Source organism: Cytobacillus kochii, assembly GCF_020171845.1.
Classification (GTDB): domain Bacteria; phylum Bacillota; class Bacilli; order Bacillales; family Cytobacillaceae; genus Cytobacillus; species Cytobacillus kochii.
The window spans coordinates 106,171-123,689 of record NZ_JAIVAM010000015.1; the positions used below are offsets into that span (position 1 = coordinate 106,171).

The window sequence follows — 17,519 nt, forward strand, 5'->3', positions numbered from 1 at the left end:
CCCTTTATTTCAAGCGATTTTGTAGATAAGCTACACTTCTCTCGACTACTCGATCTTTCATTATAAAGCTATAATTGGGTTGATGAATCTCCCTCATGAGCTGATTAATCGCTACCCATTTTGGACCATCCGTTTCGAAATAATGGTCTACTTTTTGCAAATAATCAACCTCTGCAAACATGATTGCCTTTATAAAGGAACGATGTTTTTCCATTACTTGATATGTACCAATATGTTCAATAGAAGACAAGACTGCTCCGGTTTCTTCCTTTACTTCTCTCTTTGCAGCTGAATATATATCTTCTCCTTCCTCCGCCTTTCCACCTGGAAACTCCCATCCTCTTTCTTTATGGTTCGTTAATAACCAGTCATCGCCTTTTTTACATAACACCAACACATGACGCGGCTCCATTTCAAATCCTTCTTCATTAAATGAGAGTGCTACACGATTCCCGTTCTGATCGATAAAATATTCCATTTAATCCTCTCACTTTACATATACTTATTGGTATATTTTACTTTGAAAGAAACGTAACGTACAGGAAAAGGTGAAAACACCGTCAATATTTATAACGGTGTTTAGAGCACAGCTTTATTGTTGTTCAGGGGGAAGAATCCCCATATTGACAATATGATTTTTCGCTTCTTCATCGCCTAATCGATAAATGGCGCTATATATTTGCGTTAAACCATCATCATACTTATCATTTTGCCTGTCGAAATGATACTGTAAATAAGGGACATGAGCCCGGAAAAAACCTTCCCATTCTGTTGAGTAATTTTGATCAAACAACTCTCTTAATTCGATAATTTCATCATCAGTTGCCTCTATTTTAAAATTCCATGATGAGGAAGTAGAACTTTGTGAGATTTCACCATCATTCACCGTAATATAATAAGTTTTCTTCTGATCCACACTTTCAGCCCCTTTCTTCTTATTATTTGTTTCCCTCATTATGAATGAATTTATACGAAAAATGAGCAAAACCATGAACTTAACATATACTAAACGTAAAATAAGAAGAAAATAGGCAGGTGCAAATAATGAAAATTATTGATGAACTGTACGACTATTATCGTAATAAGCTTACAGGTGACGAAGAAGATATTGATATGCTTACGTTTGCTTTCTTAGAGGAAATGTCCCGAGAAGATATCCTTACATTAATTCAAGAACTGGATAACCAAGAACTATATAATTTAATGGGTCTTTACGTTATTGAATCCCTTAAAGGAAAATTTGCAGAAAGTGATTTTACAAAGCCTCAAAACTATCATTGAGTCTACATAGGCCTCGGATACAAAAGTGGCATGGTACAGAAAGGGATAGGTTCGGAAATAAGGCTAAACTTGGTGTCATGTTTAAAAGTGAAGCTGAATATTCACCCATTTATCTTTAACCCTGCTGTATTGCCAAATTAGTTAGTGGCATGGTAGAAGCATCTTGGTCTTCTCTCGCTTGATGTTGATTCAAGTAAATGCTGGAATTACGACTCATCTGAATGAGATGCATCGTTGAGTCGGGAAGATGATGGAATCGCTACTCATCTTAGCGGTGATCCACAGTTTAGTCGGGCTTTTGCCCGAATCGCTACTTATCTCAACGAAGACCCACAGTTTAGTCGGGCTTTTGCTCGAATCGCTACTTATCTCGACGGAGTTCCATAGTTTAGTCGCGATTTTGCTCGAATCGCTACTTATCTCAACGGAGTTCCATAGTTTAGTCGCGATTTTGCCCGAATCGCTACTTATCTCCACGAAGATACAAAGTTTAGTCGCGATTTTGTTCGAATCGCTACTTATCTCGACGAAGAACCACAGTTTAGTCGCGATTTTGCTCGAATCGCTACTCATCTCGACGGAGTTCCATAGTTTAGTCGCGATTTTGCCCGAATCGCTACTTATCTCGACGAAGATCCATAGTTTAGTCGCGATTTTGCTCGAATCGCTACTTATCTCCACGAAGATACAAAGTTTAGTCGCGATTTTGTTCGAATCGCTACTTATCTCGACGAAGATACAAAGTTTAGTCGCGATTTTGCTCGAATCGCTACTTATCTCGACGAAGATACAAAGTTTAGTCGCGATTTTGTTCGAATCGCTACTCATCTCGACGGAGTTCCATAGTTTAGTCGCGATTTTGCCCGAATCGCTACTTATCTGGGCGGTGATCCATAGTTTAGTCGCGATTTTGTTCGAATCGCTACTCATCTGGGCGGTAATCCACAGTTTAGTCGCGCTTTTGCCCGAATCGCTACTTATCTCGACGAAGATCCAAAGTTTAGTCGCGATTTTGCCCGAATCGCTACTTATCTCCACGAAAAACCACAGTTTAGTCGCGATTTTGCCCGAATCGCTACTCATCTCGACGGAGTTCCATAGTTTAGTCGCGATTTTGTTCGAATCGCTACTCATCTCGACGGAGTTCCATAGTTTAGTCGCGATTTTGCCCGAATCGCTACTTATCTGTGCAGAATCCACAGCTTAGTCAAGTCAATGCTTGAGTTCTCAATTCTTTACACTTCCTTGTGTTCGTATTCTTGTTTAACAACTATTCTCGGCTCTTTTCAGCCCACTTAAGTTCGCAATTTCAGATCTCCTTTACACTCGGGTCTTTCAGATTCCACATTCTTTCATATCGTCTCTCCCTGCACATTTATATTTCCCAAAAATAAAAAAGACCTCTTAAAAGAGATCTTTTTTCCGCTTATCCTAAAAATGCTTTAAGCATCCAGTTATGTTTTTTCACACTCTGTTTAACTGCAATCAGCATATCACCAGTGGCTTCATCTTTCGCTTCATCAGCTAGTTCAATACCTTCTTGTAGTTCGTCTAACATTTTTTCGAAGTCACTCCATACAGATTGTACCATGTCTCTTGCGTCTTCTTTACCTGTTGCTTCTTCAATTGAAGCCGTATCTAAGCAATCCTTCATTGTTGCTACAGGATTTCCACCTAAAGCAAGTATTCTTTCCGCTAATTCGTCAATATGGTCATTAGCTTCGTTATATAGTTCTTCAAATTTTTCATGTAATACGAAGAAGTTGCTTCCTTTAACATACCAATGGTAGTTATGTAACTTCACATACATTACAGTCCAGTTTGCTACTTGTTTGTTTACTGATTGGATTAATTTTTCGCTCATATTTATCAACCTCCACTTATAAGATACCCGCTTATCCAATTTTCAAACACATAACTATCGGATAAGGAAAGATATTTTAGTTCAGATTAAAAGAGAGAAATGGTAAAATAGCTTTTGTAAAGGGGGAGACTATTGATGACTTATATTATTGTCATTATGATATCAATTATTATTGTCTTTACAATCCTTATTTTAAGTGTAATGACAACATCCAAAGCTTACACATTCAAACATACCGTAGATCCTCTACCTAAACCTCTTTCAGAAGAGGATAAGGCACCCAATCAAGAGGACAAGGATATAAAGTAACACTAATACTTTTTGAGAGGAATCTGCACTTCTATGGATATTTACTCCATATTTATTGGACTCATTTACCTTTTAAATATGATTCTTGCCATTGTCGTTATTTTTCTTGAACGAAAAGATGCCGCATCCACATGGGCATGGTTACTCGTTTTGTTCTTTATCCCGCTACTCGGGTTTGCCATTTACTTATTATTCGGACAAAACTTCTCTAAAAAGAAGAAAATGTTTCAATGGGAAGATCGTAAGAAAATAGGCATTGATGAAATGCTCAAAATGCAAATATCAGCGCTTCATAATCGCAGTTTGCCTGCAGAGAATGAGCAGGTTCAAAATCATTATGACCTCATTCATATGCAATTAGTCAATAATGATGCTGTACTCACGCAAGATAATGATATACAAATGTATACGGATGGCAAAGACAAGTTTGATGCTTTATTTAAAGATATAGAAGGCGCTACTGACCATATCCATCTTCAATACTATATCTTAAGAAGGGATGCATTAAGCAAAAGGCTAATCACACTTCTGAATAAAAAAGCCCGTGAAGGTGTAAAGGTCCGCATTTTATATGATGATTTAGGATCAAGAAGTTTAACCAAACGGTTTTTTAAGAGCTTACGTGAGGCTGGAGGAGAGGTTGAGGCGTTCTTTCCTTCTAAATTCCACTTTATTAATTTACGGTTAAATTATCGTAATCATCGCAAGCTAGTGATTATTGATGGCAAAATTGGCTATGTTGGGGGCTTTAATGTTGGAGATGAATACTTAGGTTTAAATAAGAAATTCGGTTATTGGCGAGATACACATTTAAGGATTGAAGGAAGCGCAGTTTATGCGATACAAACACGCTTTATACTTGACTGGAATCAAGCTTCTCATCGTCATGATATTCACTATTTACCTGAGTATTATCCCCCTATCACTACTAAGGGGCGTATCCCTATGCAAATTGTAGCAAGTGGACCTGATAACGAACTCGAACAAATCAAACTTGGTTATATAAAAATGATTATGTCTGCAAAAGAAACCATTCTTATTCAAACTCCTTATTTTATACCTGATGCCAGTGTTGTTGATGCGCTTAGAATAGCTGTTTTGTCAGGTGTGAATGTAAAAATTATGATTCCTAATAAACCTGACCATATGTTTGTTTATTGGGCTACCTATTCGTACATTGGCGAATTATTAAAACTCGGGGCAAAAGTACTGATTTATGATAATGGCTTTATTCATGCGAAAACAATCGTCATTGATGATGAAATTGCATCTGTTGGGACAGCCAACATCGATGTTCGAAGCTTTAGACTCAACTTTGAGGTCAATGCCTTTATTTATGACCGCAAGATAGCTGAGGAAGTAGCAGCTAGCTTCTATAATGATGTAAGAGTATCACGTAACCTTACATTAGATGATTACAATAACCGTTCCTTTTATATTAAGTTCAAGGAATCTATATCGCGCCTACTATCACCGATTCTGTGAGTCGGTGATTTTGGTATAGATTTATGGACATCGATAACATAAAATAGAAATATATGGATAAAAAAGGAGTCATGTTGATGAAGATAAAGTTTTGGACTATTTTCCTCATTACCTTTGCCATTGAAACAGGTATCACTTATTTTCTCTCTTCTCAGTTTTCTGTTCGCTTTATTGAAGTCATGTTCTTTACGGGCATTGTATTTCTTATCACAAGCATTTACTTTTCTGGAGGGCTCTCTTACATCAAGGAGCAACAAGATGCCAAGACTCATGCAGAAACGGGCTTTACACCATTTGTAGAACCACCAACTATATTTAGAAGAGGACCATTCTTTATCGCTTCCCTCACTTTTTTTCTTATCGGACTTATATTCTACATCTTACTGCTAACTGAAATTATTCCTCCAGGTTCTCTATAAAATCTAGATAAATTTTAATAAAAAATAAAGGTAGAAGGGTAATGACCTGTAATAACTGGAGTGGATATTCTTTTATACGAGTGACAGATTTAATTTCTCTTCGTCCTTTAGATTTAAAATGGCTCTTGGTTCAGAGAAGGTTTATACTTTCTGTTTGCGTGGGTGAAGTAACAAATCACTTCAGTAAAAATAAAAAACCTTCCATCAAAAATGATGGAAGGAGAACTATTTAAGCAAATACTTGCTTTAATTCTTCTTTTGATTGAGAAAGCCAATATTTCATTAACTTCTTTGCACCTTCTAGGTCATGTAGCTTCGCTTGACCACATTGTTTTTCATTTGCTGCTGGTATTTCTTCAATTGTTACAGCATCCTTCATTGTTGCATCTAAAAGGTCGATAATTTCTTCCACTGTCGGCTCGCCACTTACAACTAAATAGTAGCCAGTCTGACAACCCATTGGCGAGATATCAATAATATCAAAATGATCATATTTCTCTGCGTGTGTTCGAATGTTAAACGCAAGTAAATGTTCAAGTGTGTGAATAGAATCTGGCTTCATGGCCGCTTTGTTTGGTTGACAGAAACGAATATCATATTTATTAATCTTTCCGTCTGTTCCTACTTTATGCACGCCACAATGTCTCACATATGGAGCTTTGACAGCGTTATGGTCTAATTCAAAACTTTCAACTGATGGCATAAAATACACTCCTTTATCATCATTGCCTTCATTATACTATAATATCCGACTAATTTCATCAACTTTAAATACATAGTCAATGATTTGGACTTTTCACCCTATTATATGATATCTTGGTGCTAAAAGAGCAACTTTTTCAAAGGAAGGTTCATATGTTACAAAAAATCATGCTTGGATTTTTTAAATTCTATCAAGTAGCCATTTCACCCATCAAGCCACCTACTTGTCGTTTTTATCCTACTTGTTCCAATTATGGATTAGAGGCCGTTAAACGGTTTGGTGCAATCAAGGGCGGATATTTGACCATCAAACGAATCTTAAAATGTCACCCATTCCATCCTGGTGGAGTTGATTTCGTGCCAGAAGAATGGCCAACTCGCAAACAAAGCAAGTAACTTATTTCCTCTCGTATCCATCCACTACTAAGTCCAGTTTGCCTGTACTAGGATCGATGACAAGACCATGTACTGGTACTGCTGGAATCAGCGGGTGGTTCTTAATCATATCCACACTGTGTGAGACACTGTCCTCTACTTTATTAAAGCCTTCTAACCAGCTCTCAATATCAATCCCAGAATAATTCAAAGTAGAAATTGTTTCTTCTGAAATGCCTCTTTCCTTCATATTTTCAATCATTGCATTGGCATTCATTCCACTCATCCCACAATCATGGTGGCCGATAACTAATACTTCGTCTGCTTTTAATTGATACAGCGCAACGAGAATACTTCTCATAATACTGCCAAACGGATGACTTACAAGTGCCCCTGCTGTTTTGACGATTTTTATATCACCATTTTTTACATTTAATGCTTTCGGTAATAGTTCCACTAATCTTGTATCCATACATGTTAAAATAACCATTCGTTTGTTTGGATATTTCGTTGTGGCATATTCACGATATTGCTCTGTTTCCACAAACTCCTTATTAAATGCTAATACCTCTTGTAAAAGACTCATTTTTTTCATCTCCACTACGTATATTGTTAAATATGTGTTAAATCGCTTGCTCTTCCTTTATGATACAAAATAGTATCCATTTTAACAAATTTTATACTTGATTTTTGGATTTAGTTTTTGTATGATTACATATGTGAATCGGAATGATTACGGATTAATACGAGAAATAAATCGTAACAAATACGATTTGATACATTAAGGGGAGAAACCTATGAAGAAATTATTTATTTTACTTATTCCTTTTATTTTCATATTTGCTGCATGCTCAAATTCAACAGCGAGTGACAAGGGGACAACACAATCATCAGAAGAAGTGTTAACTGTTTATACGACAGTCTACCCATTACAATATTTCACAGAAAGAATCGGTGGAAACCTTGTTGATGTAAAAACTGTTTACCCTCCCGGTTCTGATGAACATACTTACGAACCTTCACAAAAGGACATGATTAAAATGGCCGATTCTGATTTATTTATCTATTTGGGCCTTGGTTTAGAAGGATTTGTTGATCAAGCGAAAGATATCTTAAGTAATGAAGGCGTTAAAATGATTGCCGCTGGGGAACATCTTGCAATAGAAAACACAGAGCAGCACGAACACGATGATCATGATCATGAACATGAACACGACCATGATGGTCATAGTCATGATGGTCACGATCATGGCGATGTTGACCCACATGTTTGGATCGATCCAGTATACGGACAGCAATTAGCAGAAGAAATCAAAACACAATTAATTACTGCCCTTCCAGAGCATGAAGAAGAATTTACTGCAAACTTTGATCAACTAAATGAAGAACTTAATGAATTAAATGATAAATTTACTTCAATGGTTGAAAATGCAGACAAAAATAAATTCATCGTTTCTCATGCAGCCTATGGTTATTGGGAATCGCGTTATGGATTAGAACAAATAAGTGTGGCCGGGCTTAGCACATCTAGTGAACCCTCCCAAAAACAATTACAGAATATTATTCAAACAGCAAATGAAAATACATTAGACACGATTTATTTCGAACAAAATGTTAGCTCTAAATTAACTGAAATCGTTCAATCTGAAATTGGTGCCGAGAGCTTACAGCTTCATAATCTTGCTGTCTTAACTGAAGCAGATATTAATGAAGGAGAAAACTATTTTACATTAATGGAAAGAAATATTGATAACCTGGAAAAAGGTTTAAACTAATTAATCGTAGGACCAGAGCAAATGAATGCTTTGGTTCTTATTTTTTTTAAAAGATATCGTATATAGGTTCCGGACTAATAAGCACATCTGATGGGCATCTCAAGCTTTACAATTGAATCAGAAAAGTCGTTAGTGATAATTAGTTTACTCTCCCTTTATTTGAAAAAACTTATGATTATATCATCAGCCAATTATGGTAAGAATAGTGATGATGGCGAAATCCATCTGAAGATTTTTCTAAAAGGAAGTGAAAATGATGGCAAAAGATGTATTATGTGAAGTCAATAATTGTACTTTCTGGGAAAAAGGCAATCTATGTGGTGCTGATCAAATTTATGTAGTCAGCCATCGAGACCAGGCATCTACGAGCAAGGAAACTGACTGTAAAACGTTTGAACCTCAATAAGAAATAGCCTATAGACGCTTTTATATGTAATTTCCGTACATATAAAGGCGTCTTCCTTTTTCTAAAAAAAATAATTATTGCTATTTTTCAAATAGCATTATATACTAAAGCTACTAAATATTGAAAGTGGGTGAGCATGATGAATCTAATTAACTTTTTCATACCGAAGCAATTAAAGTTTTCATATTTATCATGCTCATTGGAAATAGGTTAATACCCTATTATTCATTTCTTTCATTTATGTGCGGATAAACCTTATGATCCTTTAATTGCGGGTCATAAGGTTTTTTATTTATCACAAAAATGGAGGAAATGAATGTGAAAAAAAACAATGAAAAACAACTCATCGGGCGAATTGCTATCGCCTATAACCATATGTACAAAATATTGACAAAAGAGCAAACTTTTTTACCCGCTAGCCTCCCTGGCAATTATCACTTTCATGTTCAACATGAGGCGGACTATCCAACGGTTGGTGATTGGGTTGTCTTTCACCAATTACCAAATGAAGATAAAGCAATGATCAAAGAAGTTTTACCACGAACGAGCAAGTTTTCAAGAAAAACTGCCGGTGTTGCTGTGAAGGAACAAATTATCGCTACCAACATTGATTATTTATTCATTGTTACAAGCATGAATGAAGATTTTAATATAGCAAGAATCGAGCGCTATTTAGTAGCAGCACAACATTCTGGAGCTTTACCGATTATTGTCTTAACAAAAGCTGATCTTTGTGAAGATAAAGGATGGATTTTAGATCAATTATTACTACTTGGCGTCGACTTCACATTGGTTAGCATGTTTCAACCCGAATCTGTAGAGGTCATCAAAGATTACTTAATTGGAGGCAAAACTGGTACATTTGTGGGATCATCAGGTGTCGGAAAATCTACACTTATTAACTTACTAACGAATGAGGATCGGATGAAGGTGGGCAATATTCGTGAAGATGATCAGAAAGGTCGTCACACCACAACCCATAGAGAATTAATTCAATTAGGTGATGGATATATCATCGATACCCCAGGAATGCGTGAATTTCAACTTTGGGAAGATGATATAAATTTAGGGGAGAGCTTTACAGATATTCAAGCACTAAGTGAGCAATGTAAATTTAGAAACTGCTCTCATCATAAAGAAGTGGGTTGTGCCGTACAACAAGCAATTGTTGAGGGTAAAATAACTGAGAAGAGGCTTAGTAGCTACTTTAAACTAGAACGAGAGTTAATCATGCTCGAAAAACGCCGTGCGAAACAAGAAAAGAAACGTATAAAAACAACGAATAAGAAAAAGAGTGCACGTTATGAGTGACATTCATTTAACGGCAATCACAAAAGAGAATTGGTATGAAGTGGCATCATTACATGTTACAACAGAGCAGAGTAAATTTGTGGAAAGTAATGCTATCTCTATCATTCAACAACAGTATGAACCTTCTTTACAAACCTATGCGATTACAGTAAATCAGCAAATCATTGGCTTTGTTATGTATAACCGTCAGCTAGAAGAACTGAATGGTTATTGGATTTATCGTATTATGATTTGCGATAGTCATCAACAAAAGGGATATGCCAAGCAAGCATTAAAACTTATCATGACAGAAATGAAACAATTAGCTAGAAAACCCCTTATTATTGCAGGTATTCATCGTGAGAATCATGCTAGTATTGCTCTGTTTAAAGCGGTGGGCTTTATTGATAGTGGACATCATTTTGGCAAAGAAACGGCTTATATTTTGCCCATAAACGAATACTAGCTTTTGCATAAAGTAAAAATTCATTAGGAGGAAGATGAATGACTGAGGCGAGAGAAGTATTATTAGATCAGTTAGCCGCAAATGCAGATGATCCTAGTTGGTATACCCCCTTCTTGCAAACGGTTGATGAAATTAGTGAAGAAGAAGCGTTTATAAAGCCAAACGATAAAAGTCACAGCATAGCCGAAATAACACAACATCTCATTTACTGGAATGAAGTTTGGCATATTCGCTTTAAAGAAAAAAATGTTGGGGCAGTTCAACGAATCGAAAATAATGATTGGAGCTTTTTCGTTCCTAAAGGAAAAAGCTTTTCAGATTTAAAAGCTTCACTCTTAGTTAAGTTAAAACACTGGCAAAAACTCCTAACAACCAATGAATTATTGGATCAACATGTCGAAGGGTTTCCTGTTACAGCCCAGTGGTGGGCAATCATTGCCAATGTCACTTCACACAACGCTTACCATATAGGGCAGATAGCTTATTTGAAGAAATTAATCAAGTCATCTCATTAGAAAATCCGAACAATCGTTCGGATTTTCTCCTTTAAAATACTTGTACCATTTTTCTTAGTTCTCTTCGCAAGATTTTTTTAGCAGCGTTTCTTGGAATTTCATCGACAATAAAGAATCTCTTCGGAATTTTGTACTTCGCTAATTTTTCTTGGCAATATTCCTCGAGCTCTTTATGAGAAACTTCTGCATTTTTCTTGATTACAACAAATGCTACCGGCACTTCTCCCCAGGTGGAATCTTTCATACCTATCACACCTGTATCATCAACAGCTGGATGAGCTGAAACAATTCCTTCTACTTCAGCAGGATACACATTTTCTCCACCTGAAATAATCAAATCAGAGCGACGGTCAAGCACATAAAGAAAGCCATCTTCATCTAGAAGGCCAATATCCCCTGTTGCTAACCAACCTTGTTGAATTTTTTCAGCAGTTGCCTCATCTTTTCCTAAATAACCACTTGTTACATTCGGCCCTTTAACAAAAATTTCACCCGATTCATTCGCCTCTGCCACTTCACCAGTCTCTCGACATATCTTTACTTGAGAAGGAAATAAGGCTTTACCAGCCGAACCTAACTTTTTAATACTATCCTCAGGTGATAATGTTACGATTTGTGAGGATGTCTCTGTCATCCCATATGTTTGATAAACCGGGATACCACAAGAAACGGAATCTTCTAATAGTGCACGCGATGCCGGTCCCCCTCCAAGTAACATACAGCGAAATGAATCGTGCAACGGCTGCTGTTGCAAACGTTCTACCATTTTCTTCAACATCGTACTGACCGCAGACATAATGGTCACTTTTTGCTCACGGATCAGTGTAATCGTTTTATCCGCATCGAAACTATCAAGTAGTACAATCTTATGACCATATATGAGTCCTCTCATAAGAATGGAGAAACCGCTTATATGAAATAACGGGACAGCACATAACCATACATCATCATCCCTTAGTCCAAGGTTTAAACTTGAGCCAACAGCACTCCATAAGTGATTACCGTAAGTTTGCATCACACCTTTTGGATGACCTGTCGTGCCTGACGTGTACATAATTGTACAAATATGATCTAATTGGACTTCGCTTACTATCATAGGCTCCTCGTATTCATCATCCATGATTTCCTCTTTCATAAGTAAACAAAGGGATGATACTTCTATTTCAACATCAGCTCTAACTTTTTTAAAAGCCTCTTCAGTAATAAAAAAGACAGACTCCGAATCCTGTAGTTGCCAAATAATTTCTTTACTCGTTAGTCTACTGTTTAATATTACCGCTTTAACGCCAAGAAGTTGCAAAGCGAATAAAATGAAAACCGATTGAAGATTATTCTTAAGCAGTACACCGACGAATTGTGATTGCTTTACTCCTTTTGCTGATAAAATACCAGCCCACCGATATGCTTCATGATAAACGGTTTCAAAAGTATAACTTTTTCCTTCGTAATAAAATGCTTCTCTTTTCGGTGTAGATAAAAAGCGTTTATAAATAAAATTTTGCATCTCTTGATTAGACAAAACAGACACCTTCTTTAATATAGTCACAACGAATCCTAAAAAGAAACAATGGCAAAACAGCTTGATGGTTATCCCATCAAGCTGCTCATTTATCATTTCATTAAGGGAAACGTGGGAATTGTCCAAAGTCCGGATCACGTTTTTCTTTAAATGCGTCTCTTCCTTCTTTTGCTTCATCAGAAGTATAGTAAAGAAGGGTTGCATCTCCAGCAAACTGTTGAAGGCCTGCTAGACCATCTGTATCTGCATTAAATGCAGCTTTTAAGAAACGAATCGCAGTTGGACTTTTTGATAGAATTTCTTCACACCATTGAATCGTTTCCTCTTCTACTTTTTCAAGTGGCACTACTGTATTAACTAGTCCCATATCTAAAGCTTCTTGTGCGTTATATTGACGGCATAAGAACCAAATCTCACGCGCTTTCTTATGGCCTACAAGACGTGCCAAGTAACCAGAACCATAACCAGCATCAAAGCTACCAACTTTAGGGCCTGTTTGACCAAATACAGCATTATCTGCAGCAATTGTTAAATCACAAACAACGTGAAGAACATGTCCACCACCGATAGCATAACCTTTTACCATTGCAATGACAGGTTTCGGAATGACACGAATTAATCGTTGTAAGTCCAGTACGTTCAAACGAGGAATCTGGTCATCTCCAACATATCCGCCATGTCCACGGACTTTTTGGTCCCCACCAGAACAGAAAGCTTTATCCCCTGCTCCTGTAAGAACGATTACACCTACATTAGAATCATCTCGTGCGTATGCAAATGCATCCATTAATTCCATTACAGTTTTTGGTGTGAACGCATTATGTACGTGCGGACGGTTAATTGTAATTTTAGCAATACCGTTATATGTTTCATATAGAATTTCTTCATACTTACGGCCTGCTACCCATTCTACTGCTGACATTTCGAATTCCTCCTTCTATATTACTAACTCAATTTGTAGTTTTAAATAGTGCTTCCTATCATATTTTAGCAATAATTGACGAAAAACACACCTTTTTTCATCATTTTCTTCTAATAGGTTGATGTTTCCAATAAAAATGTCTCTATTTCATCCACATACTGTAAAGGTTTTTCAAGGTGAACGGTATGGCCTGATTTTTCAATCGTTTGATGTGTAGCACGCTGAATACGCATAGACATCTCTTCACCAATCGTACAAAACTTTTGATCGATTGAACCGGTCAAAATAAGGACTGGCATCTGAAGCTTAGCTATCGCTGTCCACCAACTAGGTTGCGCACCAGTACCCATCCCAATAAGACTATTTATTAACCCTTGGGGGTTATTTCTCAGACGTTGCGTACGTACCTGCTCTCTCTTATGTGCTGTTAATTTCTTTTGACTTGCGAACAAAGGAATATTTTCCCAATAATTCACAAATCCCTCTATTTCTTTATCTTTAATCAATTGACAGATTTTCATATCATTTATCATACGTTTTTCTCTATCTTCAATAGAGTTAATTCCTGGTGTTGTACTCTCAAGGATCAGGCGATGGACCTTTTCTGGAAAAAGCAGAGCAAAGGTAATGGCTAAACGCCCACCCATTGAATAGCCAATTACATCAACTTTACTTATCTTCATAACGTTTATTAAATGTGCAAGCATAGCCGCTTGCTCTTCAATCTGATAATGAGAAATATGTTCCGGTGATTCTGACTGTCCGTGACCAATAATATCCGGTGCAATGATTGTTCGATCAGATATTATTTCTGAATAAAATCGCCAACCGTTGCTATTACCTGTAAATCCATGAAGTGCCATGATTGGTTCACCATTACCGAAAGTTTCGACATGATATTTCACGTTATTGTAGAAAAAGTCCATTACTCTTCGTCCTTTATTCTCTTATCTATTTCCCGGGAAACAGATTCCCACAAATTCCGATGCTCTTTTACATTATTTTCTCTATTGGTCATAACCTCAATTACCTTTAAATGAGATGTCTCCGTCGCAATTGCTTCCGAGAACTGCTGCCAATCTTCCACCTTTATATAATCTCCACCAAACATTGTTACACTGTGTGAGAAATCTATGTTCAATGGCGTACCAAATAATAATTCAAAATGCTTCGGGTGTTCTGATTGTGGTAAGAAAGAGAAGATCCCTCCGCCATTATTATTAATAACAATAATCGTAATAGGAATATGGTAGAGTTTACTAGCAATCAACCCATTCAAGTCGTGGAAAAAGGTCAAATCTCCAACAATTAAGTAAAGTGGTTGTGTATGCATTGCCACGCCTAGCGCTGTGGAAATTGTGCCGTCAATACCATTTGCTCCTCTATTACCTATAATCCTCATAGATTTGTTATTAACAAAATAAAAGCTATCTAAATCCCGAATGGGCATGCTATTCCCAACGAAAACCGTAGACTCTTCAGGCAGTAACTGACCTAATTGGGCAAATATCTTTCCCTCATTGAGTTGTTCAATCTCCAACACTTTTACCATTTCTTTTTTTGCCACTTCATTAACGTCCTGCCATAAAGTAAGATAGCCATTCTCTTTAATAGCAAAAGCATTGGCACGAAGAATCAGTTCTTCACAAAATTGTTTCTCATCACAATAAATCATATCTGTTGATAACAATGAGGGATCTCTGAAGCCTCCTCCACCATCGACAATTAATTGACGCGTTTCTGGATATTGCTTCATAAACAGTAACAACGGTTTCGATACTGGCATCGCCCCAAAACGAATGATTAATTCAGGTTGCAACTCAACTTTCGCTGTCTCACTTTTCAAAATGGCATCATATGCATCAATGATTTGGCTTTGTTCATGGCGTCCACTGCGTAATTGTGAAAGTGGATCAGCAATAATCGGAAATTGTAGTGCCTTTCCAAGTTCAACAATCTTATGTGAAAGGTCCGCATCATCCATAGGTCCGCAGATAATCATTCCTTTATTATATGTTGAAACAGTTTGCGCAAAAGTATCAAATTGGGCATCATCCACTGTTAAAATAGATGATGACACTGTCATATACTTTTCTTCTCTAGAAGAGCTAAGGAAAATCTCCGGATCGTTTAGGTCAGGGATGAGCGGTTCCCTAAACGGAAAATTCATATGAACAGGACCTTCTGGATTCCTCTTCGCAGTAGCAACTGCTCTTACAGCAGCCGTACGGACATAATTAATCATCGAAGGCCCATTTTCAGGTGGTGCCATTTCTGCAAACCATTTGACATGTTTTCCGTACATTTGAATTTGGTCGATAGCTTGTGGCGCGCCTATATCTCTTAGTTCATGAGGGCGGTCTGCAGTAAAGACAAGTAGAGGTACTCGAGAGTAAAAGGCTTCGATTATCGCAGGATAGTAATTTGCTGCTGCAGTACCCGAAGTACATAAAATGGCGACTGGACGTTTTGTTCCTTTGGCTATTCCAAGAGCAAAGAAAGCTGCCGAACGTTCATCAACATGGATATGGACTTGAAGATCTGGGTGCTCAGCCATTACCATAGCCATGGGCGTAGAACGAGATCCAGGACTGACGACCACATCTTCTACCCCATTTTTTACTAACTCAGAAATGAAAGCCGCAATGTATTTAGTTAAAGCCTGTTGATGGCTCATTTCAGTTCCCCTCCAAGCGCTGATAACATTGGTCTAAACTTAATTTTCGTTTCCTGATATTCACTTTCAACTTCAGAATCTTTCACAACGCCACAGCCAGCAAAGATCGAAGCCTCATTATCTTGTATTAATCCTGATCGCAATGCCACCGCAAAATCTCCATTGCCTTGGTAATCAAGCCAGCCAATTGGGCTGCCATATAATCCTCTGTCCAAAATCTCTAAATCCCTAATGACTTCTATAGCTTTTTCTGTCGGAACTCCACCTAGAGCTGGTGTTGGGTGGAGTTTTTCTATAATTGCCAAGAGCGATCCTTCCTTACTAGCTGCTGCAATAACTGGCGTATAAAGATGTTGAATATCTCTTAATTTTAAAAGTTGAGGACCCTCAGGTAATTCGACTTCTGTACCTACCATTTCCATCGCTTGACGAATCATATCTACAACGTATTGATGCTCTTGGAGATTTTTTTCATCTTGTAATAATTCTTTCCCGAGAGCATCATCCTCTTCCTTTGTCTCTCCTCTTTTCATTGAGCCCGCTAAACAAGTCGTATAAAGCGTATGACCTTGTTTTTTCACTAACCGTTCTGGTGTCGCTCCAATAAAACAATCAGACCCTGACTCAAAGGCAAAGATAAAGCTGTTTTTTTGCTTGTCTAAAAGGTTTTGTAGGACGCTTTCAATTTGTACAGGATGAGCAAAAGTAAGTCTCGTTTCTCTTGCCAAAACCACTTTTTGTATAACGTTTTTTCTCATCTCATCTACTACTTGTGCGACAGCTTTCTTCCATTCCCCAGACGCCACCTCATGTTGGGCAATCACCTTGTTATTGATCCTAGTAGGTAATATTTTAGCATTTTGTAATAATTGCCTACGTTCCTCTAACATATCCTCTATGCGTTCTTCTCTATCGTTTGGATGAACAAGCATATTCGTTGTTAAAAAAGCACGACCACCAGCAATCGTGCACATATATTGCGGTAGATGAAAATCTGTATGCTTATATTGACTCCATAATTTGGTCTTTTCTTTCAGAGGATCGAAAGTGAATCCACCAAATAATGTTGGACCAATCGCGTCGATTGAGTATGAATTATGGATTATTGCATCATCAAGCAATGACTGCCACTTTTTTTGCACATAAAAAAAGCGGTCAGTAGTCTGATCCGATTGAAATAAATAGTTAATACCAACACCAGTTATTACAACCTCATTATCAGAACCTGTCCAAAAAAACCGATCACCTAGTTCTGTCTTTTTTCCTGCTCCAAAAAAAGCTAAAGGATCTATGCAATCGATCTCACAAACCTCACTAAATAAAATATCATGGTTCGTTCGTTGTGCTTTCGATAACGCTTCAATAAACCCTTCTTTAAATTCTGTGTGCTGTAAAGTAAACAAAAAAATCCCTCCAATAACAGCTACAATCAGCTGCTATTCTTCATTCATTAAAGATACACCTCTTGCTTAAATGCTGTCAATCATTCCAATCAATACACTTCCTTATTATAT

21 protein-coding genes are annotated in these 17,519 nt (G+C 37.2%); 11 read left to right on the top strand and 10 right to left on the bottom strand.

What is annotated here, in order from left to right:
• Window positions 1-4: 4 nt before the first annotated feature.
• A complete protein-coding gene (gene ytkD, locus LCM23_RS22190) occupies window positions 5-478 on the bottom strand; it encodes an RNA deprotection pyrophosphohydrolase (RefSeq protein WP_224938835.1) in 474 nt (157 codons plus the stop codon).
• Between the two features lie 114 nt (window positions 479-592).
• Window positions 593-955 (bottom strand): hydrolase, encoded by a 363-nt coding sequence (locus LCM23_RS22195; RefSeq protein WP_095373621.1) that lies wholly within the window; start codon window positions 953-955, stop codon window positions 593-595.
• Window positions 956-1,044: 89 nt separating this feature from the next.
• Here LCM23_RS22195 and LCM23_RS22200 point away from each other — a divergent pair, with 89 nt between their 5' ends.
• Both LCM23_RS22200 and LCM23_RS22205 read left to right on the top strand, forming a co-directional pair.
• Window positions 1,045-1,281, top strand: a complete 237-nt coding sequence (locus LCM23_RS22200; protein WP_224938863.1) for a DUF6154 family protein — start codon at window positions 1,045-1,047, stop codon at window positions 1,279-1,281.
• Between the two features lie 247 nt (window positions 1,282-1,528).
• The gene (locus LCM23_RS22205; RefSeq protein WP_224938836.1) at window positions 1,529-2,488 is read left to right on the top strand and encodes a hypothetical protein; all 960 of its coding nucleotides are present in this window, start codon (window positions 1,529-1,531) and stop codon (window positions 2,486-2,488) included.
• Between the two features lie 219 nt (window positions 2,489-2,707).
• On the opposite strand, the gene LCM23_RS22210 is transcribed toward LCM23_RS22205, so the two are convergent.
• Window positions 2,708-3,145 carry a Dps family protein gene (locus tag LCM23_RS22210; RefSeq protein WP_224938837.1) on the bottom strand — a complete coding sequence of 146 codons (438 nt, stop codon included), beginning with the start codon at window positions 3,143-3,145 and terminating at the stop codon, window positions 2,708-2,710.
• 135 nt (window positions 3,146-3,280) lie between these two features.
• Here LCM23_RS22210 and ytzI point away from each other — a divergent pair, with 135 nt between their 5' ends.
• The 3 genes from ytzI (at window position 3,281) to LCM23_RS22225 (ending at window position 5,358) form a co-directional block, all read left to right on the top strand.
• A complete protein-coding gene (ytzI, locus tag LCM23_RS22215) occupies window positions 3,281-3,454 on the top strand; it encodes a YtzI protein (protein WP_095372156.1) in 174 nt (57 codons plus the stop codon).
• Window positions 3,455-3,487: 33 nt separating this feature from the next.
• The gene (gene cls, locus LCM23_RS22220) at window positions 3,488-4,939 is read left to right on the top strand and encodes a cardiolipin synthase (RefSeq protein WP_224938838.1); all 1,452 of its coding nucleotides are present in this window, start codon (window positions 3,488-3,490) and stop codon (window positions 4,937-4,939) included.
• A gap of 77 nt (window positions 4,940-5,016) precedes the next feature.
• Entirely contained in the window at window positions 5,017-5,358 is a 342-nt protein-coding gene (locus LCM23_RS22225; RefSeq protein WP_224938839.1) for a hypothetical protein, read from the top strand.
• Window positions 5,359-5,587: 229 nt separating this feature from the next.
• On the opposite strand, the gene LCM23_RS22230 is transcribed toward LCM23_RS22225, so the two are convergent.
• Window positions 5,588-6,061, bottom strand: coding sequence for an S-ribosylhomocysteine lyase (locus LCM23_RS22230; RefSeq protein ID WP_224938840.1), 474 nt, complete (start codon window positions 6,059-6,061; stop codon window positions 5,588-5,590).
• Window positions 6,062-6,213: 152 nt separating this feature from the next.
• Here LCM23_RS22230 and yidD point away from each other — a divergent pair, with 152 nt between their 5' ends.
• The gene (yidD, locus tag LCM23_RS22235; RefSeq protein WP_095372152.1) at window positions 6,214-6,456 is read left to right on the top strand and encodes a membrane protein insertion efficiency factor YidD; all 243 of its coding nucleotides are present in this window, start codon (window positions 6,214-6,216) and stop codon (window positions 6,454-6,456) included.
• A 1-nt stretch (window position 6,457) separates the two neighbouring features.
• Here the strand turns inward: yidD and LCM23_RS22240 are convergent, their stop codons facing one another.
• A complete protein-coding gene (locus LCM23_RS22240; RefSeq protein WP_224938841.1) occupies window positions 6,458-7,021 on the bottom strand; it encodes a beta-class carbonic anhydrase in 564 nt (187 codons plus the stop codon).
• Window positions 7,022-7,232: 211 nt separating this feature from the next.
• Here LCM23_RS22240 and LCM23_RS22245 point away from each other — a divergent pair, with 211 nt between their 5' ends.
• The 5 genes from LCM23_RS22245 to LCM23_RS22265 all read left to right on the top strand — a co-directional run bounded on the left by LCM23_RS22245 (window position 7,233) and on the right by LCM23_RS22265 (window position 10,887).
• The gene (locus LCM23_RS22245) at window positions 7,233-8,210 is read left to right on the top strand and encodes a metal ABC transporter solute-binding protein, Zn/Mn family (protein ID WP_224938842.1); all 978 of its coding nucleotides are present in this window, start codon (window positions 7,233-7,235) and stop codon (window positions 8,208-8,210) included.
• A 256-nt stretch (window positions 8,211-8,466) separates the two neighbouring features.
• Window positions 8,467-8,616: a DUF1540 domain-containing protein gene (locus LCM23_RS22250; protein WP_095372149.1), complete on the top strand. Its 150-nt coding sequence runs from the start codon at window positions 8,467-8,469 to the stop codon at window positions 8,614-8,616.
• A 312-nt stretch (window positions 8,617-8,928) separates the two neighbouring features.
• Window positions 8,929-9,927 (top strand): ribosome small subunit-dependent GTPase A, encoded by a 999-nt coding sequence (gene rsgA / locus LCM23_RS22255; protein ID WP_224938843.1) that lies wholly within the window; start codon window positions 8,929-8,931, stop codon window positions 9,925-9,927.
• Window positions 9,920-10,372 (top strand): GNAT family N-acetyltransferase, encoded by a 453-nt coding sequence (locus LCM23_RS22260; protein ID WP_224938844.1) that lies wholly within the window; start codon window positions 9,920-9,922, stop codon window positions 10,370-10,372. Before rsgA ends, LCM23_RS22260 begins: the two co-directional genes overlap by 8 nt.
• A 38-nt stretch (window positions 10,373-10,410) precedes the next feature.
• Window positions 10,411-10,887 (top strand): DinB family protein, encoded by a 477-nt coding sequence (locus LCM23_RS22265; RefSeq protein ID WP_224938845.1) that lies wholly within the window; start codon window positions 10,411-10,413, stop codon window positions 10,885-10,887.
• Between the two features lie 31 nt (window positions 10,888-10,918).
• Here the strand turns inward: LCM23_RS22265 and LCM23_RS22270 are convergent, their stop codons facing one another.
• The 5 genes from LCM23_RS22270 to LCM23_RS22290 form a co-directional block, all read right to left on the bottom strand.
• Window positions 10,919-12,406, bottom strand: a complete 1,488-nt coding sequence (locus LCM23_RS22270) for an o-succinylbenzoate--CoA ligase (RefSeq protein WP_224938846.1) — start codon at window positions 12,404-12,406, stop codon at window positions 10,919-10,921.
• Window positions 12,407-12,506: 100 nt separating this feature from the next.
• Window positions 12,507-13,328, bottom strand: a complete 822-nt coding sequence (menB, locus tag LCM23_RS22275; RefSeq protein ID WP_095372144.1) for a 1,4-dihydroxy-2-naphthoyl-CoA synthase — start codon at window positions 13,326-13,328, stop codon at window positions 12,507-12,509.
• A gap of 110 nt (window positions 13,329-13,438) precedes the next feature.
• Entirely contained in the window at window positions 13,439-14,254 is an 816-nt protein-coding gene (menH, locus tag LCM23_RS22280) for a 2-succinyl-6-hydroxy-2,4-cyclohexadiene-1-carboxylate synthase (RefSeq protein WP_224938847.1), read from the bottom strand.
• Window positions 14,254-16,005 (bottom strand): 2-succinyl-5-enolpyruvyl-6-hydroxy-3-cyclohexene-1-carboxylic-acid synthase, encoded by a 1,752-nt coding sequence (gene menD, locus LCM23_RS22285; protein ID WP_224938848.1) that lies wholly within the window; start codon window positions 16,003-16,005, stop codon window positions 14,254-14,256. The genes menH and menD overlap by 1 nt, the downstream gene beginning before the upstream one ends.
• Window positions 16,002-17,408, bottom strand: coding sequence for an isochorismate synthase (locus LCM23_RS22290; protein ID WP_224938849.1), 1,407 nt, complete (start codon window positions 17,406-17,408; stop codon window positions 16,002-16,004). Before LCM23_RS22290 ends, menD begins: the two co-directional genes overlap by 4 nt.
• Window positions 17,409-17,519 lie beyond the last annotated feature (111 nt).

Bases quoted from the DNA above. Each gene is read 5' to 3' on its own strand.
- ytkD (WP_224938835.1), bottom strand. From the start codon at position 478: ATGGAATATTTTATCGATCAGAACGGGAATCGTGTAGCACTCTCATTT.
- LCM23_RS22240 (WP_224938841.1), bottom strand. From the start codon at position 7,021: ATGAGTCTTTTACAAGAGGTATTAGCATTTAATAAGGAGTTTGTGGAA.
- menD (WP_224938848.1), bottom strand. From the start codon at position 16,005: ATGAGCCATCAACAGGCTTTAACTAAATACATTGCGGCTTTCATTTCT.
- LCM23_RS22260 (WP_224938844.1), top strand. From the start codon at position 9,920: ATGAGTGACATTCATTTAACGGCAATCACAAAAGAGAATTGGTATGAA.
- ytzI (WP_095372156.1), top strand. From the start codon at position 3,281: ATGACTTATATTATTGTCATTATGATATCAATTATTATTGTCTTTACA.
- rsgA (WP_224938843.1), top strand. From the start codon at position 8,929: ATGAATGTGAAAAAAAACAATGAAAAACAACTCATCGGGCGAATTGCT.
- LCM23_RS22200 (WP_224938863.1), top strand. From the start codon at position 1,045: ATGAAAATTATTGATGAACTGTACGACTATTATCGTAATAAGCTTACA.
- cls (WP_224938838.1), top strand. From the start codon at position 3,488: ATGGATATTTACTCCATATTTATTGGACTCATTTACCTTTTAAATATG.
- LCM23_RS22250 (WP_095372149.1), top strand. From the start codon at position 8,467: ATGGCAAAAGATGTATTATGTGAAGTCAATAATTGTACTTTCTGGGAA.
- menH (WP_224938847.1), bottom strand. From the start codon at position 14,254: ATGGACTTTTTCTACAATAACGTGAAATATCATGTCGAAACTTTCGGT.
- menB (WP_095372144.1), bottom strand. From the start codon at position 13,328: ATGTCAGCAGTAGAATGGGTAGCAGGCCGTAAGTATGAAGAAATTCTA.
- LCM23_RS22245 (WP_224938842.1), top strand. From the start codon at position 7,233: ATGAAGAAATTATTTATTTTACTTATTCCTTTTATTTTCATATTTGCT.
- LCM23_RS22210 (WP_224938837.1), bottom strand. From the start codon at position 3,145: ATGAGCGAAAAATTAATCCAATCAGTAAACAAACAAGTAGCAAACTGG.
- LCM23_RS22205 (WP_224938836.1), top strand. From the start codon at position 1,529: ATGATGGAATCGCTACTCATCTTAGCGGTGATCCACAGTTTAGTCGGG.
- yidD (WP_095372152.1), top strand. From the start codon at position 6,214: ATGTTACAAAAAATCATGCTTGGATTTTTTAAATTCTATCAAGTAGCC.
- LCM23_RS22265 (WP_224938845.1), top strand. From the start codon at position 10,411: ATGACTGAGGCGAGAGAAGTATTATTAGATCAGTTAGCCGCAAATGCA.
- LCM23_RS22195 (WP_095373621.1), bottom strand. From the start codon at position 955: ATGAGGGAAACAAATAATAAGAAGAAAGGGGCTGAAAGTGTGGATCAG.
- LCM23_RS22225 (WP_224938839.1), top strand. From the start codon at position 5,017: ATGAAGATAAAGTTTTGGACTATTTTCCTCATTACCTTTGCCATTGAA.
- LCM23_RS22230 (WP_224938840.1), bottom strand. From the start codon at position 6,061: ATGCCATCAGTTGAAAGTTTTGAATTAGACCATAACGCTGTCAAAGCT.